At 36.5% G+C, this 26195-nt stretch carries 21 protein-coding genes and 1 riboswitch; of the genes, 13 read left to right on the top strand and 8 right to left on the bottom strand.

Annotated elements, in window-relative coordinates:
* Window positions 1-3: 3 nt before the first annotated feature.
* Genes murC through BZG01_RS08410 form a run of 6 tightly spaced genes read left to right on the top strand, consistent with a single transcriptional unit; the run spans window position 4 to window position 6490 of the window.
* Window positions 4-1377: a UDP-N-acetylmuramate--L-alanine ligase gene (murC, locus tag BZG01_RS08435; RefSeq protein WP_101309394.1), complete on the top strand. Its 1374-nt coding sequence runs from the start codon at window positions 4-6 to the stop codon at window positions 1375-1377.
* Entirely contained in the window at window positions 1371-2111 is a 741-nt protein-coding gene (locus BZG01_RS08430) for a cell division protein FtsQ/DivIB (protein WP_101309393.1), read from the top strand. The genes murC and BZG01_RS08430 overlap by 7 nt, the downstream gene beginning before the upstream one ends.
* On the top strand, window positions 2104-3366 hold the full coding sequence (ftsA, locus tag BZG01_RS08425; RefSeq protein ID WP_101309392.1) for a cell division protein FtsA: 1263 nt from the start codon (window positions 2104-2106) through the stop codon (window positions 3364-3366). Before BZG01_RS08430 ends, ftsA begins: the two co-directional genes overlap by 8 nt.
* Window positions 3367-3399: 33 nt before the next feature.
* On the top strand, window positions 3400-4710 hold the full coding sequence (ftsZ, locus tag BZG01_RS08420; protein WP_101309391.1) for a cell division protein FtsZ: 1311 nt from the start codon (window positions 3400-3402) through the stop codon (window positions 4708-4710).
* A 46-nt stretch (window positions 4711-4756) separates the two neighbouring features.
* Window positions 4757-5995 carry a cell division protein FtsZ gene (gene ftsZ, locus BZG01_RS08415; protein WP_101309390.1) on the top strand — a complete coding sequence of 413 codons (1239 nt, stop codon included), beginning with the start codon at window positions 4757-4759 and terminating at the stop codon, window positions 5993-5995.
* 42 nt (window positions 5996-6037) lie between these two features.
* Window positions 6038-6490, top strand: a complete 453-nt coding sequence (locus tag BZG01_RS08410; RefSeq protein ID WP_101309389.1) for a GatB/YqeY domain-containing protein — start codon at window positions 6038-6040, stop codon at window positions 6488-6490.
* 113 nt (window positions 6491-6603) lie between these two features.
* Here the strand turns inward: BZG01_RS08410 and BZG01_RS21970 are convergent, their stop codons facing one another.
* The 6 genes from BZG01_RS21970 to BZG01_RS08380 form a co-directional block, all read right to left on the bottom strand.
* On the bottom strand, window positions 6604-8727 hold the full coding sequence (locus tag BZG01_RS21970) for a peptidylprolyl isomerase (protein ID WP_101309388.1): 2124 nt from the start codon (window positions 8725-8727) through the stop codon (window positions 6604-6606).
* A gap of 252 nt (window positions 8728-8979) precedes the next feature.
* Window positions 8980-10236 carry a hemolysin family protein gene (locus BZG01_RS08400; RefSeq protein ID WP_101309387.1) on the bottom strand — a complete coding sequence of 419 codons (1257 nt, stop codon included), beginning with the start codon at window positions 10234-10236 and terminating at the stop codon, window positions 8980-8982.
* On the bottom strand, window positions 10237-10440 hold the full coding sequence (locus BZG01_RS08395; RefSeq protein WP_101309386.1) for a hypothetical protein: 204 nt from the start codon (window positions 10438-10440) through the stop codon (window positions 10237-10239).
* A gap of 41 nt (window positions 10441-10481) precedes the next feature.
* Window positions 10482-11051 (bottom strand): LPS export ABC transporter periplasmic protein LptC, encoded by a 570-nt coding sequence (gene lptC / locus BZG01_RS08390; protein ID WP_143470864.1) that lies wholly within the window; start codon window positions 11049-11051, stop codon window positions 10482-10484.
* 4 nt (window positions 11052-11055) lie between these two features.
* The gene (locus tag BZG01_RS08385) at window positions 11056-12393 is read right to left on the bottom strand and encodes a tetratricopeptide repeat protein (RefSeq protein ID WP_143470863.1); all 1338 of its coding nucleotides are present in this window, start codon (window positions 12391-12393) and stop codon (window positions 11056-11058) included.
* Between the two features lie 250 nt (window positions 12394-12643).
* The gene (locus BZG01_RS08380) at window positions 12644-13381 is read right to left on the bottom strand and encodes a type III pantothenate kinase (RefSeq protein ID WP_180327262.1); all 738 of its coding nucleotides are present in this window, start codon (window positions 13379-13381) and stop codon (window positions 12644-12646) included.
* A 205-nt stretch (window positions 13382-13586) separates the two neighbouring features.
* Between BZG01_RS08380 and BZG01_RS08375 the strand changes: the two genes are divergently transcribed.
* Window positions 13587-14693 carry a PAS domain S-box protein gene (locus BZG01_RS08375; protein WP_101309382.1) on the top strand — a complete coding sequence of 369 codons (1107 nt, stop codon included), beginning with the start codon at window positions 13587-13589 and terminating at the stop codon, window positions 14691-14693.
* Between the two features lie 40 nt (window positions 14694-14733).
* Here the strand turns inward: BZG01_RS08375 and mfd are convergent, their stop codons facing one another.
* A complete protein-coding gene (gene mfd, locus BZG01_RS08370; RefSeq protein ID WP_101309381.1) occupies window positions 14734-18084 on the bottom strand; it encodes a transcription-repair coupling factor in 3351 nt (1116 codons plus the stop codon).
* Between the two features lie 293 nt (window positions 18085-18377).
* Here mfd and BZG01_RS08365 point away from each other — a divergent pair, with 293 nt between their 5' ends.
* The 3 genes from BZG01_RS08365 to BZG01_RS08355 all read left to right on the top strand — a co-directional run bounded on the left by BZG01_RS08365 (window position 18378) and on the right by BZG01_RS08355 (window position 19997).
* Window positions 18378-19043, top strand: a complete 666-nt coding sequence (locus BZG01_RS08365; protein ID WP_143470862.1) for a hypothetical protein — start codon at window positions 18378-18380, stop codon at window positions 19041-19043.
* Between the two features lie 13 nt (window positions 19044-19056).
* Window positions 19057-19347: a YciI family protein gene (locus BZG01_RS08360; protein ID WP_101309379.1), complete on the top strand. Its 291-nt coding sequence runs from the start codon at window positions 19057-19059 to the stop codon at window positions 19345-19347.
* Window positions 19348-19409: 62 nt separating this feature from the next.
* Window positions 19410-19997, top strand: coding sequence for an LURP-one-related family protein (locus tag BZG01_RS08355; RefSeq protein ID WP_101309378.1), 588 nt, complete (start codon window positions 19410-19412; stop codon window positions 19995-19997).
* A gap of 100 nt (window positions 19998-20097) precedes the next feature.
* On the opposite strand, the gene fbp is transcribed toward BZG01_RS08355, so the two are convergent.
* A complete protein-coding gene (gene fbp / locus BZG01_RS08350; RefSeq protein ID WP_101309469.1) occupies window positions 20098-21120 on the bottom strand; it encodes a class 1 fructose-bisphosphatase in 1023 nt (340 codons plus the stop codon).
* A gap of 353 nt (window positions 21121-21473) precedes the next feature.
* Between fbp and BZG01_RS08345 the strand changes: the two genes are divergently transcribed.
* The 3 genes from BZG01_RS08345 (at window position 21474) to BZG01_RS08335 (ending at window position 26114) form a co-directional block, all read left to right on the top strand.
* Window positions 21474-22730 (top strand): aspartate kinase, encoded by a 1257-nt coding sequence (locus BZG01_RS08345; RefSeq protein ID WP_101309377.1) that lies wholly within the window; start codon window positions 21474-21476, stop codon window positions 22728-22730.
* Window positions 22731-22909: 179 nt separating this feature from the next.
* Window positions 22910-23314, top strand: a complete 405-nt coding sequence (locus BZG01_RS08340; RefSeq protein WP_101309376.1) for an endonuclease domain-containing protein — start codon at window positions 22910-22912, stop codon at window positions 23312-23314.
* Window positions 23315-24225: 911 nt separating this feature from the next.
* A riboswitch (SAM riboswitch) is annotated at window positions 24226-24333 on the top strand.
* 461 nt (window positions 24334-24794) lie between these two features.
* Window positions 24795-26114 carry an O-acetylhomoserine aminocarboxypropyltransferase/cysteine synthase family protein gene (locus BZG01_RS08335; RefSeq protein WP_101309375.1) on the top strand — a complete coding sequence of 440 codons (1320 nt, stop codon included), beginning with the start codon at window positions 24795-24797 and terminating at the stop codon, window positions 26112-26114.
* The last annotated feature ends 81 nt before the right edge of the window (window positions 26115-26195 follow it).

The following is a 26195-nucleotide window of genomic DNA, read 5'->3' as shown; positions in this document are numbered from 1 at the left end:
ATTATGCGGATTAAGAATTATAAAAATATTTACTTTATCGGGATTGGTGGAATTGGCATGAGTGCTATAGCCCGCTACTTTAATTCCATTGGTAAGAATGTGTTTGGCTACGATCGAATGGCCACTCAGCTTACTGCGGAATTAACTGCGGAAGGTATTGGTATAACTTTTCAGGAAGATGTCGATCAAATTCCAGCACGTTATCAATCTAAGTATGATACTTTAGTAGTGTACACACCTGCTATTCCTGCAAATCATCCTCAATTGATTTATTTTCAGCAGCAACAATTTGAAATTATGAAGCGATCGCAGGTTCTGGGTTTGCTTTCCGATAATTTGAATGGTATAGGTATTGCCGGAACCCATGGTAAAACTACGGTTTCAACGATTACAGCGCATATTTTTAAAACATCAGCCTTAGATTGCAATGCTTTTTTAGGAGGAATTTCCCGCAACTATCAGTCTAATCTTTTACTGTCAAAAACCAGTCCCTGGATGATTCTTGAGGCTGATGAGTTTGATCGTTCATTTCTTCAATTACATCCACAGTTGGCTGTAGTTACCTCAATGGATGCTGATCATTTGGATATTTACGGCAATAAAAATGAATTGGAAAAGAGCTTTCAGGCTTTTGTTTATCAAATAAAAGAGGGGGGAATCCTTGTTTATAAAAAGGGATTGATTCTCACTCATGATAAACTTTCGGCTTATACTTATTCATTAGAGGAGAAAGCAGATTTTTATGCTGAGAACATCAAATTAGTGGAAGGATTTTACCAATTTGATTTGGTGTATCCGGATGGAATAATTAAAGATTTGTTGTTCTCCTACCCAGGGAAAATTAATGTTGAAAATGCAATTGCAGCATCAGCTATGGCTCTTCTTTGCGGTGTTGAAGCTGATGAGTTGAGAAAAGCTCTTTCAACTTTTAAAGGTGTTAGAAGAAGGTTTGATTATCAAATCAGAAATGAAAAAATTGTTTTTATTGATGATTATGCACACCATCCAAAAGAATTATGGGAAAGTATTTCATCGGTAAGGGAATTGTATCCTGAAAAGAATATAACCGGAATATTTCAACCTCATTTATATTCACGAACAAGAGATTTTGCAGAAGGTTTTGCTGCAAGTTTAAATCTTTTAGATGAAGTCATTCTTTTGGATATTTATCCAGCCAGAGAATTGCCAATAGAAGGGGTTAGTTCTGAAATTATTTTGAAAAACCTGAAGGTGCCAGCTAAATTATGTAGTAAAGGTGATTTGATAGAGTTACTTAGAGAGAAAGAATTTGAAGTTTTACTAACTTTAGGTGCAGGCGATATCGACAAGTTGGTTGAGCCGATTAAAAATTTAATTTGCGAACGATTGGAATGCTAAAAAAAATTGCAAAGACATTAATTTGGGTATTCTTGCTGGGGTACTTAATTGTAGTTTTTTCCTTTGCCAATGGCAAATCGGAGAAGCTGGTGTTTTCAGGTACACTGGTAAATGTGGTTGATAGTGTGAAAAGAGGTTTTGTAAGCAATTCTGATGTTGAAAGAATTATTAAGAAAAAATATCCGGGAGTTGTAGGGACTACTATTTCCGAAGTTAATAAAGAAGCATTGGAGGATCTAATAGACAAGATTCCTTATGTGAAAAAATCGGAAGTGTACAATTCGCTTTCCGGGAAATTAATTGTTGAAATTAAACAACGCAATCCAATTGTGCGGATTTTATCGGGGAATGGATATTATATTGATGCGGATGGAGAAAAAATGCCCTTGTCTGTAAATTTTACATCAAGGGTTTTGGTGGTTTCAGGGGCTGTAAATGATCAGTTGATAAAAGAAGAACTGTTTGAGTTGGTAAAATTTATTACAAATGATGAATTTTGGAAATCGCAGATCACACAAATTGATGTAGACAGAAACAAGGAGTATGTTTTAATTCCTCGTGTTGGAGCTCATAAAATTGAATTGGGGAGTATTGAAAACTACGAACAGAAATTTCAAAAATTGAGAGCTTTGTATACCAAAGGATTTTCAAAAAAAGGTTGGAATACGTATAGTAAAATCAATTTGAAATATAAGAATCAGGTAGTTTGCACAAAAAAGAATTTAAATGACTAGCAGGAATAATATCATAGCAGCTATCGATATAGGCACAACTAAAATTGTTGCCATAATGGGAGAAGTAGACGCCGATGGCAGGTTGCGGATTATAGGTATGGAAAAAACCGTATCGAGGGGCGTTAAGAGGGGAGTGATTCATAGTATTGAAGATACAATTGGTGCTATCAGTGAGGTAGTTGATCGATTGACGGAGAAAACCAACAAAGAAATTTCTACAGTTTATGTAGGTATTGCCGGACAGCATATACGGAGCATAAAGAACCGACAGTTTAAATACATCCAAAATGGAATTGGTGAAATTACTAAAATGGATGTTGAGGAAATCATAAATGAGAATTTTAGGATTCCAATTGAGGTTGGAGAACAAATACTGCATGTGATTCCGCAGGATTACGTAGTTGACAAGGAGGCAGGCATTCGGAATCCAATAGGAATGGCCGGACGAAGGCTGGATGGGAATTTCAATATTATTATTGGAAGAACTGCATCTGCACGCAATATTGAGAAATGTGTGAAGGAAGTTGGATTAGAAATTGAAGAACTGGTTTTGGAGCCTTTAGCTTCTTCTTTATCTGTGCTAAGCGAAGAAGAAAAAGAGGCTGGAGTTGTTTTGGTTGACATTGGCGGCGGGACAACGGATATTACAGTTTATTTTGATGGTATACTAAGGCATACTGCAGTAATTCCTTTTGGTGGCGATATTGTTACCCGAGACATAAAGGAAGGTTGCTCGGTACTTATAAAACAGGCCGAAGCTTTAAAAATTCAGTTTGGAGAAGCTGTCGCTGATTTAGTGGACGAAGAAAAGGTGGTTACCATTCCAAGTGTTGGTGGTTGGGATCCAAAGGAAATTTCTTTTAAAACCTTGGCTCAAATCATTCAATGCCGAATGGAGGAGATTATTGACAGTGTTAAATTTCAAATCGAAATTACAGGGCTGCACGATAAAATTGGTGCCGGAATCGTATTGACAGGTGGAGGTGCATTACTTACGAATCTTGACGTGCTGACTCAAAAACAAACCGGAATAGATGTTCGTATAGGCTATCCCGGAGCATCATCTAAAATAATTTTAGATGAAACCTTAAATCAGCCAATTTATGCAACAGGAATCGGATTGATGCTAAAAGGTTTGAATAAACCTCGTAAAAAAACTCAGAATCAGAATACAGACAAAAATAAAACAGGCAAAAAGAAAGGATTTCAGAAATTTTTTAGTGCTTTGTTTGATACTGATGATTTGAAAATGTAAATAAAATATTGTAACCCTAATACTTGTGACATCATGATTGACGAATTGTTACCGGTTGATTTTGAACCTAAAGAGAAATCCATTATAAAAGTGATTGGTGTGGGTGGCGGTGGAAGTAACGCTGTTAATCACATGTTAAAAGAAGGAATCACTGGGGTCGATTTTGTAATATGTAATACTGATTCTCAGGCATTGGAAAACAGTCAGGTGCCGATTAAGGTACAGCTTGGTAAATCACTTACCGAGGGTAGAGGGGCTGGAAACAAACCGGAAAGAGGAAGGGAATCTGCACTTGAAAGTATTGATGACATCAATAAAGTTTTAAGTGAGAAAACCAAGATGATATTTGTGACTGCCGGTATGGGAGGTGGAACCGGTACAGGTGCAGCTCCTATAATTGCAGAAACAGCCAGAAAGCAGGGAGTCTTAACTGTTGGAATTGTAACGATCCCATTTCGATTTGAGGGGAAACGAAGAATTGAGCAGGCGATGGAAGGAATTGCCAATTTGGAAAAGCATGTTGATGCACTTCTAATCATCAATAACGAAAAGTTGAGGATGATGTATGGTGATTTAAAATTATCGGATGCCTTTGCAAAGGCTGATGATGTTTTGTCTATTGCCGCCAAAAGTATTGCCGAAATAATTACTGTTCATGGTTATGTAAATGTCGATTTTGCCGATGTGGAAACCGTGATGAGGGATAGTGGTGTAGCCGTAATGGGATCAGCTTCTGCTTCAGGTGAAGACAGAGCACTTCGTGCTATTGAAGAGGCACTTACATCTCCGTTATTGAATAGTAATAATATTTGCGGAGCAAGAAATATCTTATTAAATATCATCTCGGGTAAAGATGAGGTGACCATGCAGGAGGTTAGTGTGATTACCGATTACGTTCACGATGTAGTGGGTGATGAGGTGAGTATTATTTGGGGAAATGGTAATAGTGATAGGCTGGAGGATGAATTAAGCGTTACAATTATTGCTACCGGATTTTCCGAAAGCCCTATTCCTGAATTAAGTATAGAACCTCGGAAATCAGTTCAAAATGAAGCTCCTAAATTGGAGCTGATTATTGAGAATCCAGCCGAAGCTGAGGAGATTGCGGCAATGAAAAAGCGGGAGGAGAGGCAACGAAGAGAAGAGTTGATGAGAAAACGCTCCGATGAGGACCGTGAGGAGTATGAGGTAGCAGAAGAGAAAAAAACGCCTGTAACTAAAAGTAAGGAACCTGTTGAAGTTGAGGAAGAAAGAGGAGAAGAGGAACATAAAAAAGGAAGTCTTGACAATTGGTTTAAAGATAAGTTTACACAGATTTTTGATAATAATGATTCTTCGATGTAGCGTTTTAAGCAACGTGTGATTATAAAGAGATAATTTTAGATATTAAATGACTGAGGATTTAATTGATTTTAGTTTACAGGAAAATGAATCATCGATTATAAAAGTAATTGGTGTTGGTGGTGGTGGCGGTAACGCTGTAAATTATATGTATAAGCAGGGCATAAAAGATGTGGATTTTGTCATTTGCAATACTGATGCCCAGGCCCTTGAAACAAGTGAAATTCCTGTGAAAATTCAGCTGGGCGAATCGCTGACTGAAGGTCGTGGTGCGGGTAACAAACCCGAACGGGGTGAGCAATCTGCGATTGAGAATTTGGAGGATATAATTGAGGTGCTGGCTGATAATACCAAAATGGTTTTTATTACTGCTGGTATGGGAGGAGGAACAGGCACAGGTGCCGCTCCGGTTATCGCGAAAGCGGCTAAAGAAATGGGGATTTTAACGGTGGGTATTGTTACGATACCATTTCGTTTTGAAGGACGCCAGCGATTGCATCAGGCCATTGAAGGAATCAATAAATTAAAAGAGAATGTGGATTCCCTTTTAGTGATAAACAATGAAAAGCTAAGCGAGATTTACGGCGATTTAAAGTTGTCTACAGCCTTTTCCAAGGCGGATGATGTGTTGGCAACCGCAGCTAAAGGGATTGCTGAGATTATAACGCTTCATGGTTATATCAACGTAGATTTTGAAGATGTAAAAACAGTAATGACGGATAGTGGCGTTGCAGTAATGGGATCTGCTTCGGCTGAGGGAGAGGATCGTGCTGTTAATGCCATTCGCGAGGCTCTTACATCACCATTATTGAACAGCAATGATGTTAGAGGTGCCCGAAATATTCTCTTAAATATTAGTTCCGGTCAGGAAGAGGTAACTATGGATGAGGTGGGACAAATAACCGACTACGTTCAGGAGGCTGTTGGCGATAGTGCTTCTATTATTTGGGGTACAGGTCAGGATTTGGCATTAGGAAACAAAGTATCGGTTACAATCATAGCAACGGGTTTCGATAATGGTTTAATTCCAGAGGAGAAGGCGACACCCAAAACTGCATCTTTTCAGGCTGGCAGAGGACGCAACAGTGCTGTCGATCAAGTAAAAACTATTTTAGAAGAAGAGGCGAATGAAAAATTGGAAGAGAATCAGTTAATCTTGACCGATTTGAAGGATACTGAAATTGATGAAATTGAAAATATTCCTGCTTACAAGCGAAAACTGAAGAATATAGACAACCAGAAATTTCAATCTGGTAAGGTTATTCGCTTTACTTTAGACGAAGAGTAGTCATACAGTCATAAATTTGATAAAAATTAAAAATACAAAACAATGGGTTTATTAGAACAGATCAATTCAGATATAAAAACTGCCATGAAGGCGAAGGAAAGAGACAGATTGGAAGCACTCCGAGCTGTGAAAGCAGCCTTTACAATGGAAATGACAAAAACAGGAGCTGCCGATATCGACAATGATTCTGCACTTAAGATCATTCAGCGGTTGGTGAAACAACGTAAAGATTCAGCCAGTACTTTCTCTGCCGGAGGACGTGAAGATTTAGCCGGAAAGGAACTTCTGGAATTAAGTTATTTAGAGGTTTATCTTCCTGCTCAATTGTCTGATGAAGATTTGACCGCTGCTGTTCAGGGTATTATCACTAAAACCGGAGCATCTTCTATGAAAGATATGGGGAAAGTAATGGGATTGGCTTCCAAAGAATTAACCGGTAAAGCTGACGGTAAAGCTATTGCTGATAAAGTTAAAGAGCTTTTGTCTCAGCTTTAATAAGGAATTTAAGAGTGCTGCCTTTGCAGTATCTCTTTTTTTTGGACAAACTTAAATGCACAAAAAAAGCGGGATGATAATTTATCATCCCGCTTTTTAATGAGTTTTACTCTCTAATAAAACTTGTATCTTTTATCAATAACATTTGCATTTTCTTTCAATGCCTGGAATGCCTGATAGTTTGTTCTGTATTGATATCCTTGCTCTAATCTTGATTTAAAAGCTTGAACGGTAACATCGGAAACTTCATCGCTGTTTTCGTTAGTAATAACAAGCATGTAAACACCTTGATTGCCTTCAACAGGAGATGAAATTTTACCTTTCTCCAGCATTGAAGCTGTACTTATTACTTTAGGCTCAATTCCTGCACCAGGAATCTGGAACGATTGGAAGCTGATACCTGTTGCAGTTTTAACTTCCAGGTTTTCTTTTTGTGCCACAGAAAGCAAACTTTGAGCTCCTGCACTGCTCTTTGTCATCTCAGCAATAATTAGTTCAGCTTTTTTATCTTTTCTGATCGCTCTCTTGATTTCAGAAACCTTATCTTGAATAGATGCAATTCCTTCTTCTTTTATATCAGAAAGGATCGCAACAACAAATTTGTTTCCAAATTCGAAAACTGCAGAGTTGTCATTATTCAATAAAATACTTTCCATATTATCAGTGTTATAGGCAGCTCTAACAAGATCTCTTGAATTTTCCAGTCCGGGGATCAATTTAGTTTCTCTTTTAAGATTTGCTGTTCTACGGTTTAAACCATCAGAAGTACTAGCTTTCTCGAACGCATTTTTGTCAAGATTGTTACCTGCAAAAGTACGGGCTTTAGCATAAGCTGCCTGAATTGTTTTTTGACTGGCTTCAACCTTACGGTCAACAATAGCAAGTTGAACTTTTTTCACAGCATTACTCATATTGGTAACCTGAATAACGTGAGCTCCAAATTGAGTTAGAACAACTTTTACCTCATTCTTTTTCGAAGAGAAAGCAGCATCGTTGAATGGCTGAACCATTTTTCCTTGAGTAAACCATCCTAAGTCACCACCGTTAACAGCAGAACCTTGATCTGATGAGTTTTCTTTTGCTAAAACAGCAAACTCAGCTCCTTTATCAAGTAAAACTTTCAAACTGTCAGCTTTTGCTTCAGCACCTTTATAGTCACCATTAACAGGACGAATTAGAATGTGACGGGCTTTTACTGAATCAGGAAGCATTTTTACTTCATGCAGTTTTGCCATTTTATACATTTCGTTTTCGAAGTAAGGGCCAAATACATCACCTTTATTTGCAGAGAACGCGAATGCGTTAAGATCAGCATTTGTGATTTCGTCTTGTTTGAAATAGTAAGCATTAAAATCACTGTCGCCATTCAATTCTACAAATTGAACGTTATTGCTTTCATTTGTGAAGTCTTCTTTCAAGTCAACAATCCATTTTTCAGTTGCTTTGTAATCCTCAGTAGAAGGTATAACGTCAAATGATACGTAATCAATTTTTCTTGATTCTGTTTGTTTGAACAGATCTTCGTGTTTACTATAGTAATCTCTGATTTCAGATTCAGTTACATTAATAGTACTGTCTGGAATTAGATTGTAACTTTTTACAATGTAATTGAAATCTACCTTTTTACTTCCTTTAGCAGCCATGTCTTTAACCAATACATTTGGCATGTAAAGACCTTTTTGAACTAAGGTATTGTACTTAACAAGATTTCTTTGCGTAATAATTGATTCTTCGATGTTTAACCAGTAAGCTTTTTGAGGAGTTCCGTTAGGAGCTGCAATTAATTGCTTAAGAGTTGCAACTACTTGATCTTTATCAACCAATCCGTTTTCGTTCTGAAATAACTGACGAATAGCAGGATCAATATTTCGACCTTGAACCATATCAAATAATTCCTCAGAAGAAATAGAAATTCCCAACTCATCATACTCGCGGTTCATTACAAATTCCTGAACCATCTGTTGCCAAACCTGCTCTCTTAAACGCTCAATCTGTTCCGATGGAATTGAGTTCTGTCCGGACATGAGTTTGTTAATCTCAAGACTATGATTGAATCGGTTTTGGAAATCACGGATGTTTACTGATTCCCCTGCAATTTCTGCCATCTCATTTCGTGAGTTTGCTAATAACGAACCACCTGATTTTAGAGCATCTCCAGCAATAAATGCAAGAAGAGCACCACCAATAATGATCCCTATAAAAACACCACGATTTCTTATTTTTTGTAATGTTGCCATCGAAAAAGATTTAAATATTCTTAATTAGGCTACGAATATACAAAAAAATGGGAAATGATCGCTTTTTATTGCAATTGGATTACTTGCTTTTATAGTAAAATAAAAAGAGACTTGAAAGTAATTATTTCTATCTGGAATAATATTGACCTGATCCTACTTACAATTGAGGATGCGGACATGCCCGGATATCTATTTTGGATATAAATAGAGGTGATTTTAATGTAGATAAGAAAATTGGGGATGAAGGATATTCTATAGAATTGTTAAGCGTATTTTAACAACGCGGGTATTGCTTACTTCCAGAATTTTAAAACTGAAATTTTCAATGCGAATTGTTTCATTATACATTGGTATACTTTCGTGAGTGAAAATAAGAAAGCCGTTTAATGTTTCAAAGTCTTCTGATACGGGCAGGTTAAGTTCATACTTATCATTTAGATAATCTATTTCCAAACGGCCTGCGAAAATGTATTCTGTATCTGAAATTTTCTGTTCTTCCAAATCTACGTCATCATGTTCATCTTCAATTTCACCAAATATCTCTTCCATGATGTCTTCGATGGTAACCATTCCCGCTGTTCCTCCAAATTCATCAACAACTACGGCAACACTTTTATGTTCGCGCGTAAAAAGATTTAGTAATTTATGAGCGGGCATTGTTTCGGGTACAATAATAATATTGCTTAAGCCTGCTTTTATACTTTGTGGATTTTTAAAAATTACAGACGAGTGTATATAACCTACAATATTGTCGATTGAATCTTTGTAGATTAAAATTCTGGAGTATCCGGTTTCTATAAAGCGTTGCGTCAGGCTTGAAATATCACCACTAATTTCCATTGCCTCAATTTCATTTCGGGGCACAATGCATTCGCGCAATTTCACCTTCGAAAAATCGAGTGCATTTCTAAATATTTTTATGTCGTGAAGATCGTCTTCGGCTATGGTTTGGGCATCATGGCCTTCCTGTACCAAATGATCCAGATCAACTTTCCCAAAAGCCTGCGTTTCTTCTTCTTCGGTAATGTTAGTTTTAAAAATTTTTCGGATAATATTTTTTGATAGGAATATAGTGAACGATGTTATCGGATAGAATAAAATGTAAAAAAACATCACCGGAAGGGCAAACAGGTTCAAAGCCATGTTTGGATTGATCCTAAAAAGAGTTTTGGGTATAAATTCTGCAGTAACCAGAATTAATATGGTTGAAAGAAATGTTTGAACAGCCAGTATTATTGAATCGGAATCAATCCATATGGCTATAGAAGGTTCCAATAACTTAGCCATAAGAATACCATATATTACAAGGGCAATGTTGTTGCCAACAAGCATGGTACTAATATAATATCCTGGGTTTTGAGAAAAAATAGAAATAACCTTAGCCGAAACTGTATTTTTGTTTCGGTCAAGTTCCATTCGCAACTTGTTTGCAGCAATAAAAGCAATTTCCATTCCTGAGAAAAATGCAGATAAGGTCAGCATGATAAAAATGATGATCAGCTCGTTCATTTATTTCCGGGCTTTGTTTTTCTCTTGTAATTTCCGCATGTATCTTCTCCATACATACATCAAACCAGCAATGCCGGCGATAACATACAGCATAATACTTTCAGCAAATCCGTAATCAATTGTTTTGTGTACAGCAGCAATCAAGCCAACAATCATAACTATTAACCAGGTGATTTCTAAAATGAAAGGGAGTTTTTGTTTCATGTGTTAAATGATTTTAGATGCAATATAGTACGATTTTATTCTTATTGTTCTGTTTCATCATTTAAATATACTTCACCAGTAACTTTTTTGAGGGTAATCTTATCCATTTTATCATCAGAAGAAAAACCGATTCCTTCCAAAACCTGACCGTCATCTGTGGTAATTCTAACATATTGATCCGAATAAATGAGACCTTTACCTTGATCCCAGTACATTAATTCGGTATTTATTGTTTTCCCGTCATCACTAACAGCAATAACTTTATTTCTTAGTTCCCACAATTGATCTGAGGTAAAGTGTTTGGCATAATTTGCTTCTATTTGTCCGGCAACAGTTCCGTCATCGTCATAGGAAGTAATTTTTCCTCCTTTTGGGAAATCCTGATACTCTTTATCTTCGGTTTTCACATCAATAAATTCAACCGCAAAAGCACGATATTTAATTCGTGTCGAATCGGTGAAAATAAATTCAACATCTTTGCCCGAACGCTCCGGGGTTTTTTCGTTACTTGTAATACTTTGTACCTCTTTAATACTGTTTTCACAAGACAAAAGCATTGTAATCCCGGAAAGGATCACAATGCTTTTGATAATATTATTGATATTTTTCAAAGTTTTATTCTGTTAATCTTGCTTTGGTTGATTCGTTAATCCAATCTCCAACTTTATAAGTATCTCCTTCTTTAATTCCTTCGAAGAAAGCTTCCTCTTTGCGAGGGAAATACTTAGAGTAAGTAGTAATTAATTCGCGGGCTTCTTCAGAACAATCAGGATCTAAAGCTTTAGCTTTAGCGAATTTATCAACAGCTACCCAATAAACAGCTTGTTTTTCAAGCGGACTTGATCCGTAATTTTTGCTGTAAGCTGCATAAGCTTTTCCAATCAACAAATAAGGTTGTCCCCAATTCGCTCTAAAGCCAGCAGCCTTTAATGCGTTGGATTTAGCATCACTGTATTTGCCTTGCATTAAAAGAATGGTAGCTAATTTGAAATGAAGGTCTGCTTTAACATCAGCATCTGTTTCCAATTCGATAGACTTAACTAAGTACTCTTTACTTTTGTCAAATTCTTTTTTCTTGATAAACATTTTTGCCAGATTGTGTGCAGCATCAGCATTAGGATCCAATTCGTATTTTCTTTCCGCAACTTCCGCATACAAAGCTCCATCTTCACATTCCTGACGATTCAACATTCTTAAGATCTTATTGATCAGAACCAAATCATCATGATTTGCATGAAATTTAGGAGTAAAGATATTGCTTAAGGTTTCACAATCAGCAACTCCGGCAGCAAAGAAAATTTGTTCTACATTCAATCTTGCGTTGTTGATATTGTCTTTTTTAGCTGGATCAGTCTCAGCATCCATTTGCTTCTTAGCCATATCCATAAAAAGAAGGTAATTGTCGATTACTTCTTCTGCTTCTATTTGATTGTTTTGAACCAAAACTTTTGATGCTTCCATTGTGTTGGCAATAACTTTCGCTTCAGCATCCAGTCCTTGCATTTCAATGGATTTTTTCATTATAGCATAAGCTTCTTTTACAGAAGGGATGTCTTTTTCACGGTATTGAAATAAATCACCACCTTTACGTCCAAGAATCCAACCTGCAGGATATTTACGATCTTTACCAAAATATTTAATTCGGTTATCGTAAACCATCATTAAAGTGTCAATGTATTTGTCATTCTTAGTAGCGCGGTATAATCCTTCCATTATTTTCACACCATTAATATAAGTGGATTTTTGGTAGGCGGGTGCATTTTTATAAACGTATCTCCATCCGGTAAGTGCTTCTTTGTAATTTCCCTGCTTTACCATCTCGATGTAAAGAGACGCGTTCAAAATTGTTTGAGCACTATCCAACCCATATTTTGATTCCAAAGTCTGAGCTTCCGCTTTAAACAGACCCGAAAACAAAAGAACCATTGTTACAATTAAAAGTCTTGTCTTCATATTACTATTTTTTTTTATAATCAAGTTACTTTTTATTTCAAAACCAAAAATGACATTTCGATTTACCTGCAAAATCTCAATATTTTAAACCAGGGTCTAAATATAACGAAAGTTTTAGTTTTGTCAGAACTAAAACTGCAAAACTCATACCAAAAATTAGTACAAGCTTCTAAACTGGTTGGGATATCTATATTTAAGAGCCCTTTGCAAAACTATAAATAAAATATAAAGCTGCAAAAAATACTGCTTATTAAGAGTGAATCAATAAATTAAATTCCAATATCTTATTCAAACCTTCCAATACGATTTCGGGATGATAAGCTGCTTTGTTATCTAATGATTTATTCAAAAAATGGGCATCTCCTCCGGTAATCACTACACGTAATTCCGGATGTATTGCTTTTAATTTGTTGATGTATGAATCTATTTCGAAGATCAGACCATTTTGAACGCCTGATACTATTGCATCATTGGTGTTTTTACCAATTAAACTGAAATCTTCATTTTTTGAGAGCTCGGGCAGGTTTTGAGTAAATTCGTGTAAAGCTTTGAACCGCATTTTTAAACCGGGAGATATACAGCCTCCTAAATATTGGGCTTTAGCAGTAACAAAATCGAACGTGATAGCGGTTCCGGCATCTATTACCAGTATGTCTTTTCCTTTATACAAACCATGTGCGCCTGCACAAGCGGCTAATCGATCGTAGCCGAGTGTGCTTTTCGATTCATATAAGTTTTCCAGTGGTGTGCCTATTTCTGAATTAAAAAACAGAACAACTTTGCAGGCCAATTTTAATTTGGAGATTAATTCTTCAGGATATTTTCTAACAGAAGAAATAATAACATTGGGTGCATTTTCACATTTTGATAAAAGGCCGGAAACGAATTCAGTTTCCCCTAATGTTGAGTTTTCAAGTCTAACTAATTGATTGTTTTCAAAGAAGCCTGACTTTATTTGTGTGTTCCCTATGTCTACTATTAAATTCAAAAGAGTCGGAATGATGGTAATTTATTGTAAATGTCTTGTAAAATCGCATAAAATTAGTAAACTTTAGGCATATTAGTCTATTGATACTTAGGTTTTTTATAATCATTTTAAATAAGATGGTATTTAATTATTCAGTAAGTACAATTTAAATGATTGCATATCCTTTTTTTAGATTAAAATCGATCACACATTCAATTTTAGATTGATGAAGAAAAAAATTTTAATTGTAGAAGATGACAGTTTAATATCGACCATCTTTCGGATGTTTTTAAAAGAACTGGGTTACGATCTTATCGGAATAGTAGAAGATGGAAAAGAGGCTATTCGTTTGTGTGAAACAATGAAGCCGGATATTATTCTGATGGATGTTCATTTGGGTGGAGGTCTGGATGGAATTCAAACTACAGAATTAATTAAAACCAAATTTGACATTCCGGTTATCTTCCTTTCCAGCGATACTGAAGAAAGCACAATTCAAAGAGTTATTAATATTCATTCTTATGGATATTTGGTGAAACCAATTGATAAGAGGGAACTTGGTATTTCAATAGAATTGGCTTTTTATAAACATCAATTTGATTTGGATCAGAAAATGCGCGAACAGCGTTTTCGAAACTTCATTACCGATTCTCCCGAAGCTATTATTGTGATCAATGAAAATGGTTTGATCGAATATCTGAACTGTCTGGGATTAAAATTATTCAAAACAGCATACATCGAAGATTTAATGGGCTTGCCCTTGTTGTCTTTTGTTGATGATGATTACTCGGCAATTTTTAAAGAGAGATTGGAGAATTCGTCGGCTATGGAAAAAGGAATTTCGTATACTCACCTGAAATTAAAAACCATACATGGCGAATTGATTGATGTGGGTTTGACCGGAGCTCAAATTGAATTTAATGGGAAGAAAAATTTACAATTAATTGTTCGTGATATTACGCGTGAGTTTGCCTATCGTCAGTTGTTGGCTGAAAAAGCGAATATCATTAATAATTTTGTTGATGGTGTTGTTACTTTCGACCTTGAAGGGAAGGTGAAATCTTGGAACCGGGCATGTGAACGGATTTTTGGTATTTCCGAAATCAATACTATTGGCAAAGCTTACAGCAGCTTGTTTATTTCTGATAAACAAAAAACTTTTGCTGAAGATATTTTAATTCCGGCAGAAAAGAAAGGCAAATATAAAACAAATTTTATTTTAGATATTATGGGTAAAAAGCAGGAAATTAAATTAGTTGCTAATTTGCTGCGAAACGAAAAAGGAGAAGAAACCGGAGTGGTTTGCTACATTCGGGATCATTCGTGTTCTTAAAAAATAAACTCCGATCATTTTATCGATCGGAGTAATGATGTTATATCTCATTGATTAGAGCCAGTATTTCGCTGGCTTTTTTAATGTTCTTAATTTTTTCGAAACTAAGACTTAGTCTGTTTTTTGCTTCTTTCATTTTGCAGGGAACAACTTGTGTTTGCAGAAATTGCAGGACTTTGCTAAACTGTGCTGATTTATAGAAAGCTGAATCCTGATCGGAAATAAAATATAGAACCAGTTTTCCCTTTTTAAGAATGATTTTTTCGATTCCTAAATCCAAAGAAATCCAACGCAAACGAACAACATCCAAGAGTTCAAGACATGGTTCGGGTAAGTCTCCAAACCGATCTTTTAGCTGAGATTCAAATGTTTTTATTTCTTCTTCGGTCTGAATGTTATCCAATTCGCGGTACAAACGAATTCGTTCCGAAATGCTTTCAACATATTTCTCAGGAAAAAGAATTTCCAAATCGGTATCTATTTGGCATTCGCTTATAAATCGGAGAACATTTTTTCCTTCATCTTTCTTTTCATCTTCGAAAACATCTTTGAATTCATTCTCCTTCAATTCCAGAAGTGCTTCGTTCAGAATTTTGTGATAAGTCTCGTAACCGATATCAGCAATAAAACCGCTTTGTTCGCCACCCAGTAAATTACCCGCGCCACGAATATCCAAATCCTGCATGGCAATATTAAAACCACTTCCCAGTTCCGAGAAGTTTTCAATGGCCTGAAGTCTTTGTCTGGCTTCCTGAGTCATGGAATCATGCGGAGGAGTTAACAAATAGCAAAATGCTTTTTTGTTCGACCGGCCAACGCGGCCCCTTAGCTGGTGCAGTTCGCTCAAGCCAAAATTCTGTCCGTTATTAATGATGATGGTATTGGCATTCGGAATGTCCAAACCAGATTCAATTATGGTAGTTGCAATCAGAACATCAAAATCGCCACGAATAAAATCAAGCATGATTTTTTCCAGTTTAGGCCCTTCCATTTGTCCGTGAGCAACCACAGTTGAAACACCTGGAACGGCTCTCTGAATCATTGCTTCAACGTCTTTGATATTTTGAACCCTGTTATGAATAAAGAAAACCTGTCCGTTTCGTTCCACTTCGTAGGTTATTGCTTCCCGAATAATGTCTTCGTTAAAATTATGAATTTCGGTTACAATCGGATAACGGTTTGGTGGCGGCGTATTGATGATTGACAAATCCCTGGCTCCCAGCAAGGAAAATTGAAGAGTTCTTGGAATTGGAGTAGCTGTTAATGTTAAGGTATCAACATTTACTTTAAACTGTTTCAATTTTTCTTTTACGGATACACCAAATTTCTGCTCTTCATCAATAATCAGCAGGCCCAGATCTTTAAACTCAACATCTTTTCCTATGATCCGGTGTGTCCCGATTATAATATCAGTTTGTCCGGCTTTTAAATCTTTCAAAATCTGTTTCTGATCTTTCGACGTTCTCATTCTGCTGATATAATCTACCGTACAGGGAAAATTTTTCAATCGATCGTTAAAGGTTTTGAAATGCTGAAAGGCCAGGATTGTGGTCGGAACCAGAATAGCGACCTGTTTGTTATCAGCAACAGCTTTAAAAGCGGCACGAATTGCAATTTCGGTTTTTCCGAAACCAACATCACCACATACCAGCCTGTCCATTGGGTAAGGCGATTCCATTCCTTCTTTGGTTGCGATTGTTGCTTTCACCTGATCGGGAGTATCTTCATAAATGAAGGAAGCTTCCAATTCCTGCTGCATATAGGTGTCGGGACTGAACGAAAAGCCTTTTTCTGATTTTCGTTTGGCATAAAGGGCAATCAAATCCTTGGCAATGTCTTTTACCTTGCCTTTGGTTTTTTCCTTTAGCTTTTGCCATGTGCCGTTACCCAGTTTGTATATTTTAGGAGCAGATCCGTCTTTGCCTTTGTATTTTGAAATTTTATGCAGCGAGTGCAAACTCACATACAGAATGTCATTGTCTTTGTAAACCAGGCGAATTACTTCCTGTGGTTTGCCGTTTGTATCGATTAGCTGCAAACCTCCAAAACGACCAATTCCATGATCGGAATGAACGATGTAATCACCTGGGTGAAGGCGGTTAATCTCTTTAAGAGTTACCACTTCCTTGGCTTTGTGAACCGTTGAGTTCTTAAGCTGAAACTTGTGGTAACGATCGAAAATCTGGTGATCGGTGAAGATCGATATTCTCAGGTCTTTATCCGAAAATCCTTCATGAAGTGTATGGTTTACATCCTGAAAATCAACTTCAATTCCCTGGTCTTCAAAAATATTGTGGATACGTTCAATCTGTTTTGGATTGTCGGAAAGAATATAATTCGATTCTGCTTTGGCATTGTTATTTAGCAAATGCTGGCCAAGTAATTCGAAATTTTTATTGAAAGCTGGTTGCGGACTCTGATTGAACTGAAGCTCTTCCTGAGCCACAAAAAAGAATTTTTGTCCGAATTCCAATGTCGAAAAATCACTTAGCTGATTCAAAAATTCTTTGCTGTTTATCAGGTAATCTTTAGTGGATACGGAATCTTCACCCATTTGCATAAAAGGAACCTTTTCGATGGTGCTTTCATATATAGATTGAATCCGGTCACAGGAAAACTGTAAATTTCTGCACCAAAAAACGGCATTGCCGGGCACAAAGGAAAGAAAGGATATCCGGGAATCCTTCAGCAGACTTTCCTGAATGTTGGGAATGATATCAACGGAGTTTAGTTTTTTTATGGATAGTTGATTTTCCACATTAAACATTCGGATGGAGTCTACTTCTTCGCCAAAAAAATCAATTCGAAAAGGATGCTCATCCGAAAAGGAAAAAATATCAATAATGCTTCCGCGGATGGAATACTGACCTGGTTCTACCACAAAATCGGCTCGTTCAAATTCATAATCGACCAAGACTTCTTCCACAAATTCGGGAGATAATTTTTCGCCTACCTTAATTGTTAAGGTGTTTTCTTCCAGTTGTGCTTTACTAATTACTTTTTCGATAACGGCTTCGGGAAAAGTAATAATGAAAGTAGGATGCTTATCGGAATTCAAACGGTTCAGACATTCGGCACGAAGAATAATGTTCGAACTGTCAGTTTTCTCATATTGAACGGAACGTTTGAAGGAAGATGGAAAGAACAAAACGGTATCTTCATCAAGCAGATTGCACAGATCATTGTAAAAATAGGCAGCCTCCTCCTTATCGTTAAACAGTAAAATGTGCGGATGTTGGCCGGGTTTAAGGGTGGAAATCAACAAAGGGAGCGAAGAACCAACCAAACCTTTTAGGTGAAGCTGAAACTTTGATTTTTGTTCCAGATATTTTTCAATGCTGTATCGGGCAGGATGCTCCGAGAAAATTTGTATAAGTTGTTTTAGTTCCAAACCCTTGTCCTTTTTTTGTTGAAACGCAAATTTAGGGAAAATATTTTAGGGAGAAGGTAAAAGGGGAAAGGATCAGAATTCAAGTTAAAAGAACAAAGAGGTAAGTGTTAAAGATGCTTTGCGTTTTTAGATGTAGAATTCTCTTTTTGAAAGGAGATTAGAAAGGCATAGATATGAAAGAGATAAATAGGATTCAAATGTTTTTTTTTGTTAATCATAAATAATGTTTACTTTTAATGATTCGCAAATTGTATCGTAGACGAGGAATGAATTTAATCTTAAAAAAATAAATCATGAGTAAACTATTGGGTCTTTCTGCATTGTTCATATTGTTAGTACTTGTTTCGTGTCAAAGTACAACGAAAAATAGATTAGTTATGAGCTCGGATCAGTTATTGATGGAGACATTTAGTGTGAAGCAAATTGAATCTTTACAATCAATTGTTGCCTATGTAGATGATATGGTTTTATCGAAAACTAAAACTGAAAATATTGAGGAAGCATACCATGAGTATTTTGATTCTTTAAGCAAGCAATTAGAGAATGGTATTACAAAGGATGGTTTTAAATTGAATGCTCCATTTAAAGAACAGGAAAAGTATCAATTCCTGAAAAATATAGATAAGGATGTTTTTAATGGGATTTGGGTCTTAGTGGCAGAAAGTAAGGTTTTAAGTGCTTCAAAAATAGCAAGTTTGGATCAGATGAAAGATTTGGAGTTAAGTACTTCTGGTTTATATATGGATTATCTAAATAAGCTTGGAGTGACAGATAATAGATATAAAGATTTATATGATTTAATTCAAAGTACAGGAGGGATGGTTGGTCCAAGTACTTTCATGTCGGTTCATGAAAGGTTTGATTTTGGAGTTGTTAAGAATCGATTGTGGGCGGCTATTTATCTTTTAAATTTAAAAGATATTGATATTGAAATGAAAGGATATCAGGAAGAAAATTAATACTTAGTTTATCATGTTCATCATCTCATTAACCTACAAAGTACCTATCGAAAAGGTAGAGGAAGAATTGAACAATCACGTTCAGTATTTAAAAGAGCAGTATGCTTTGGGAAATTTTCAGGCCTCGGGCAGAAAAGTTCAGAGAACAGGAGGCGTAATACTTTCAACAGTGAAGGATAAAAAACAATTGGAAGAAATTCTGGCTAAAGATCCTTTTCACAAAAATGATTTAGCCGATTATGCAATCACTGAATTTATTCCCAGCATGACGAGCGACGAGTTAACTTGTTTGCTGGAGGTTTAAGAAAACAGTAGTTTGAAATTGTTCTAATAACATAGAAGAACCATTAACAAAATAAATAACATATGAATCCAATTTTAAGTCGAAATTCATTTTTCGTGAAGGAACATGTTGGCATGTTCAAAGCAGCAAATAATTTTGATATTTTCAATCCTGAAAATCAGGAAATGATAATGACATGCCGGGAAGAAAAACTTGGTTTTTTCACCAAGATGCTTCGCTTTACCGACTATAAGAGAATGACTCCTTTTAATATTGAAATTAAAACTGTTTCAGGTGAAAAAGTACTAACAATAAAACGAGGTGTTTCATTCTTCTTGTCTACAGTTGAAGTTTTTGATGAGAACGATAATTTATTGGGAAAGTTCAAACAAAAATTTTTCTCAATAGGTGGGAAATTTGATGTTATTGATTCTACTGAAAATATTTTGTGCACCCTTAAAGGAAAATGGACCAGCTGGGATTTTAAATTCAGTAAAGGGGAAATGGAGTTTGCTCATGTAAGTAAAAAATGGGCTGGAATTGGCAAGGAATTGTTTACATCAGCAGACAATTACATGTTGACGATTGATGAAAAAGTAACTGCAGATAATCCGATGAGAGTTTTAATTCTTGCAGCAGTAATGTGTATTGATATGGTTTTAAAAGAATAAGTGACCAATAAGTCAAGAAAACAAAGCCACTTCTCAACTGAAAAGTGGCTTTGTTCAATATTGTATTTTGATCTCACATCTCTTATCTCACAACTATTTTTTAAATGTTGTTGAAGAAATGTAAAAACTCTTCGGTTTTCTTCACCATGTTTGTCGATCCGGTATAAAACGGAACACGTTCGTGAAGCGAAGTAGGTTTAATGGTTAAAATTCGCTGTGTGCCATCGGTAGCTTTACCGCCGGCTTGTTCAGCAACAAAAGCAATTGGATTGCATTCGTACATCAAACGAAGTTTTCCGTTGGGGTTTTTACGGGTTTGCGGATAGATAAAAATACCACCGTTCAATAAATTTCGGTGAAAATCGGCCACCAAAGATCCTATGTAGCGGGAAGTGTAGGGGCGATTCGATTTTTGATCATATTCCTGACAATACTTAATGTATTTTTTTACACCCATTGGGAAATTGATGTAATTTCCTTCGTTGATGGAATAAATGGTTCCCGTTTTTGGTGTTCTAATGTTGGGATGCGACAAACAGAATTCACCGATCGAAGGATCCAAAGTGAATCCGTTTACTCCTTTTCCGGTGGTGTATACCAACATGGTTGACGAACCATAAATGATATATCCGGCCGCAACCTGTTTGGTTCCTTCCTGAAGGAAATCCTCAATTTTGGCAACTTCCCCCCGGGGAGAAAGGCGTTCGTAAATCGAGAAAATGGTTCCGATGGAAACATTTACATCGATGTTCGATGAGCCGTCAAGCGGATCCATTGCGAAAACATATTTTCCATGTTTACTCAACTCGTCATCAAAAATAATGATTTCTTCATTTTCTTCCGATGCAACAGCACAGCATTCACCACAGGCTTTTAAGGCATCAATAAAGTGAGTGTCTGCAAAAACATCCAGTTTCTGCTGATCTTCTCCCTGCACATTTCGATCTCCATGTTCACCTAAAATATCAACCAGGCCGGCTTTGTTCACAGCACGGTTTACAATTTTAGATGCAATTCCGATATGATGAAGTAATCGGGATAATTCTCCCTTTGCTCCAGGATGATCGGATTGTCTTTGGATGATGAATTGATTTAGAGTTTGAACATTGTTGTGTTCAGTCATTTTTTTAAGGCTTTTTGGTTTACATTCATTTGGTGGCATAAAGTTATGCTTTTTTGTGAAACGCCGAAACACTTATTTCAAACGTTTACGGCAATTAATTTTAAGGTGTGAAGCCTTGGTATATTAGGTATGTAATATGTGAAAGGAAAATTGTTGTTTTAATGGCATTAAACAGGTTTTTGTTTTCAACCGCGTTTTTTCTTTTTTAGGGCTAAAAAGTGCGAAATGAATTACAGGATGATCTTAAAATTTTACCAACTTTGCAATGCTGAAACAATATTTTGTAACTTCAGTTTTTATTTTGAAAGCGGGTTTAAATAACTTTTTAGTAAGAATTATCTAACAATTTTTTGATGAACATATTTAAATTTGGCGGGGCTTCGGTAAATAGTGCTGATGGTGTACGGAATTTTGTAAAAATTGTACAATCCTACAGAGAGGAAATGATTATTGTATTGTCGGCAATGGGCAAAACAACCAATGCTTTGGAAGAGATCGTTGATTCTTTTGTAGCTAAAAAGGATGGGATTGAATCTAAAGTAGATGCATTGCAAACATACCATACGAAGATTATAAATGAATTGTTTTCGAAAAAGGATGATGCTGTTTTTTCGAAAATAGAATCTCTTTTCGGGCAGTTGCGGGCTTATCTGCAAAAATCTCCTTCTTTAAGTTACGAATTTGATTACGATCAAATTGTGTGTTTTGGAGAGTTGATTTCTACAACAATTGTATCTGAATACCTTCGTTTAAGTGGTACGCCAAATAAGTGGGTAGATATCCGTACTTGTTTAAAAACGGATGATACTTATAAGGAAGGACGAATTGATTGGGAACTTTCTCAGAAATTGGTGCCTCAGGCTTTTGGTTTTACCAACACATTTGTATACGTAACCCAAGGATTTTTGGGTGGAACTAAAACCAATCAGACAACAACTTTAGGACGGGAAGGCTCCGATTATACTGCTGCAATTTTATCTTATATCCTTGATGTGGATAAATTGGCCATTTGGAAAGATGTTCCCGGAATTATGAATGCAGATCCAAAATGGCTGCCCGATGCGCAAAAATTAGAGCGTATTTCATATCAGGAGGCCATCGAACTTGCTTTTTATGGTGCTAAAGTAATTCATCCAAAAACCATACAACCCATTAAGAAGAAGAAAATTCCTTTGCAGGTGCGCTCTTTTCTTAGTCTGAACGAGTCAGGAACTTTAATTAGTACAGCTTCTAAAAAGCAGGATCAGTTAATTCCTGTTTATATTCGTAAACAAGATCAGGTGCTGATTTCGATACGACCAAGTGATTTTTCTTTCATACTGGAAGAAAATTTAAGTTCGTTGTTTTCCATTTTTGCAAAACACCGGGTGAAAGTAAATTTAATTCAGAATTCGGCAATTAGTTTTTCGGTATGTGTTGATAATTCAGATAGAAGATTGAAAAATTTAATTGAAGAAATTTCTACCAAATTTGAAGTGAGATACAATGAAAATCTGGAGTTGATTACGATTCGTCATCACAATTCTGAAGCTGTTGAAAGAATGACCAACGGCCGGGAAATACTGCTGGAACAACGAAGCAGAGATACTGCACAATTTGTGTTACTATAAGTTTACATTTATTTGATGAGAATTTCACCCCTCTGTCCTTCGGACATCTCCCCTGAAAATGGGAGAACTCTTTAAGCTGCATATGTTCTTAGTTTTTTGCAGAAAAATTGATTGTTAGAATCTTTCCCTTTCAGGGAAAGTGCCGACAGGCGAAAGGGTGATTAATAGTACAAAATAGCATGAAGTATATTGAAATAAAGGATGTTAAGAGGAAATTAAGATGCAATCCTACATTATCCGAAAAGCTATTGTGGAAATATATTCGAAACAGAAAGCTACTGGAGAGGAAATTTTTAAGGCAACATGCAATTATCTATGACCATTATGAGGATGAAAATTTCTTCTTTATACCTGATTTTTATTGCGAAGCAGAGAAGCTTGCCATCGAGTTGGATGGGAAAGTACACGATTTCACCAAGGTGAGAGATGTAAAAAGGGACGAAATATTAACTGATATGGGCATTAAAGTGGTGAGATTTAAAAATGAAGAATTAATAAATATGCCTACTGTTCTAGCGAAAATTGAATCTTACTTTCATAGAAATGATAATGATCCTGTATTTGAAAGAAAATCCTTAAAGTAAATTTTTCCTCACCCCTCTGTCCTTCGGACATCTCCCCTGAAAATGGGAGAACTCATTAAGCAGAACTGGCCTCAGGTTTTTGAGGAAAAGTTAATTGTATGAATCTTTCCCTTTCAGGGAATCGTAGCGAAGCAGAGATCGTGAACACATTTTAAAAATAAATTACTGTGAACCAAGTGCCGGCAAGCGAAAGGGTGAAAAGTAGCAATTTTAATTTGTGGTTTTTCCTCACCCCTCTGTCCTTCGGACATCTCCCCTGAAAGGAGGAGAACTCACTAAACAGCTTATGCTCTTATTTTTTTGCAGAAAAATTGATTGTATGAATCTTTCCCTTGCAGGGAATCCCGAAAGCTTTCGTGGTGCCGACAGGCGAAAGGGTGAAAAGTAGCAATTTTAATTTGTGGTTTTTCCTCACCCCTCTGTCCTTCGGACATCTCCCCTGAAAGGAGGAGAACTCACTAAACAGCTTATGCTCTTATTTTTTTGCAGAAAAATTGATTGTATGAATCTTTCCCTTGCAGGGAATCCCGAAAGCTTTCGTGGTGCCGACAGGCGAAAGGGTGAATAATAGGAAATTTAAAAAAGTATCCATTCAAATTTGTGGTTTTTTTCACCCCTCTGTCCTTCGGACATCTCCCCTGAAAGGAGGAGAACTCTTTAAGCTGCATATGTTCTTAGTTTTTTAACGGAAAAGCTTATTGCGGAATCTTTCCCTTGCAGGGAAAGTGCCGACAGGCGAACGGGTGTAAAAAAGCAAGAGTATAATATGATGTAAGTTGAATTTTTAAAGGAACAGAAGAATGTTTTTTTTAATAATAAAAGACAAAGAGGTCGGGAATGTTTGGTGAATTCAAAAACTTCCCTATCTTTGTTCCCGTTATATAAGGTAAATCTCTCAGGAGAATATCTATAATTTATACAGAAGAAGTAAGAGAACAGGCTCGTTGACCTTCTGACAACCGCGGCTTCCATAGCTGAAAGGTGTCAAATCCTGACCAAATTTTTGGTGAATATAAATTAACAGATTATGAAGAAGACTCAAATTAATTACAATCAGCAGGCTCATCAGGAGCAAAACTTCACGTTGCAATCTTCAACCATGTTGATGATGCGAATGCAGCAAATGATGCGTATGATTTAACGCATTCTTTCTAAAATCTTTCCCTTTTTTTAGATACTGGTGCGTATAAAATAACACCGAACCCGGGAATTCAAATTCAATTTTGCTTACTTTTTATATTTCTGCTTTAACAGAAAGATGAATAGGTACAACCAAATCTGAAACCACATTCAGAATGTTTGAATCTAAGCAGATATGTTTTTGCGACATTCAGAAACTTCAGTTTCTAACTAATTAATCAATTTTTAAATCAAGGAATAGGCTTTTAAGCTGAATAGCAAGTCGGATAATCTGATTGTTATGTAATAGCTAAAAGTGAATGGCTGACAGCAAACAGCCTGTTCGAAAAACAGAATCGCTATGTCAAATAATTTAAGATACGAAACATTACAGATACACGCAGGTCAGGAAGTTGATGCAGTAACCAACTCGAGAGCAGTTCCTTTGTATCAAACCACAGCTTACACTTTTAATAGTTCAGAACATGCAGCAAACCTGTTTGGATTGAAAGAATTCGGGAATATTTATACTCGTTTGGGGAATCCTACCAATGATGTTTTCGAGAAAAGAATTGCGGCCTTGGAAGGTGGAGTTGCAGCTGTTGCAACAGCATCCGGTCAGGCGGCTCAGTTTTTAGCACTGACAAATATTCTGGAAGTTGGAGACAATTTTGTTAGTGCCTCACAAATTTACGGAGGAACATACAATCAGTTTAAGGTTCAGTTTAAAAAACTGGGAATAGAGTGTCGTTTTGTTGATATCGATGAGCCGGATACTATTATTCCGTTGATCGATGAAAAAACCAAAGCTATTTATGTTGAGGCTTTACCGAATCCTAAATTCTCAATACCGGATTTTGAAAAAGTATCTGCAATAGCTAAGAAATATGATTTGCCACTTATCGTGGATAATACTTTGGGAGCAGGAGGATATTTATTCCGTCCGTTGGAACACGGAGCCAATATAGTTGTGGAATCGGCAACCAAATGGATTTGCGGTCATGGAACAGCTATTGGTGGAGTAATTGTAGATGGAGGAAACTACAATTGGGGAAATGGAAAATTCCCTCAGTTTACTGAGCCTTCAGAAGGATATCATGGATTGGTATTCTGGGATGTTTTTGGTGCCGGCGGACCATTTGGAAACATTGCTTTTGCAATTCGCGCCAGAGTAGAAGGTTTACGGGATTATGGATGCAGCCAGAGTCCGTTCAATTCTTTCCTTTTATTACAAGGATTGGAAACTCTTTCACTGCGTTTGGACCGTCATGTTGAAAATACAGTCGCTCTTGCCAAATGGTTAGAGGAACAAGATTGGGTAGAGCAGGTGAATTATCCGGGTTTGCCATCAAGTCCTTACTACGAAAGAGCTCAAAAATATTTCAAAAAAGGTGCCGGCTCTGTTCTTACCTTTAAAGTTAAAGGTGGAAAAGAGCTTGCCGATAAATTGGTTGATGGTGTGGAACTACTTTCACATGTTGCCAATTTGGGAGATGCAAAATCCTTAATTATTCACCCAAGTTCAACCACTCATGAGCAGTTGAGTCTGGAAGAGCAAAAAGCTTCGGGTGTTGAGCCGGGGTTGCTTCGTATTTCAGTAGGTATCGAACACATCGAAGATATCAAAGCTGATATTAAGCAATCTGTAGAGAAAGCAATTAACGTAGAGACAATCAATTAGTTCTTATAGTCAAATCCCAGTCGGAAATTTTTTAGTCGGATTTTCGACTGGGAACTTAAGGTTTCGCTCAAGAATATTTTG

It is taken from the genome of Labilibaculum manganireducens (assembly GCF_002843385.1).
Lineage (GTDB): Bacteria > Bacteroidota > Bacteroidia > Bacteroidales > Marinifilaceae > Labilibaculum > Labilibaculum manganireducens.
Note: the sequence above shows the minus strand (reverse complement) of the source record. Positions and strands in the feature narration are given on the sequence as shown.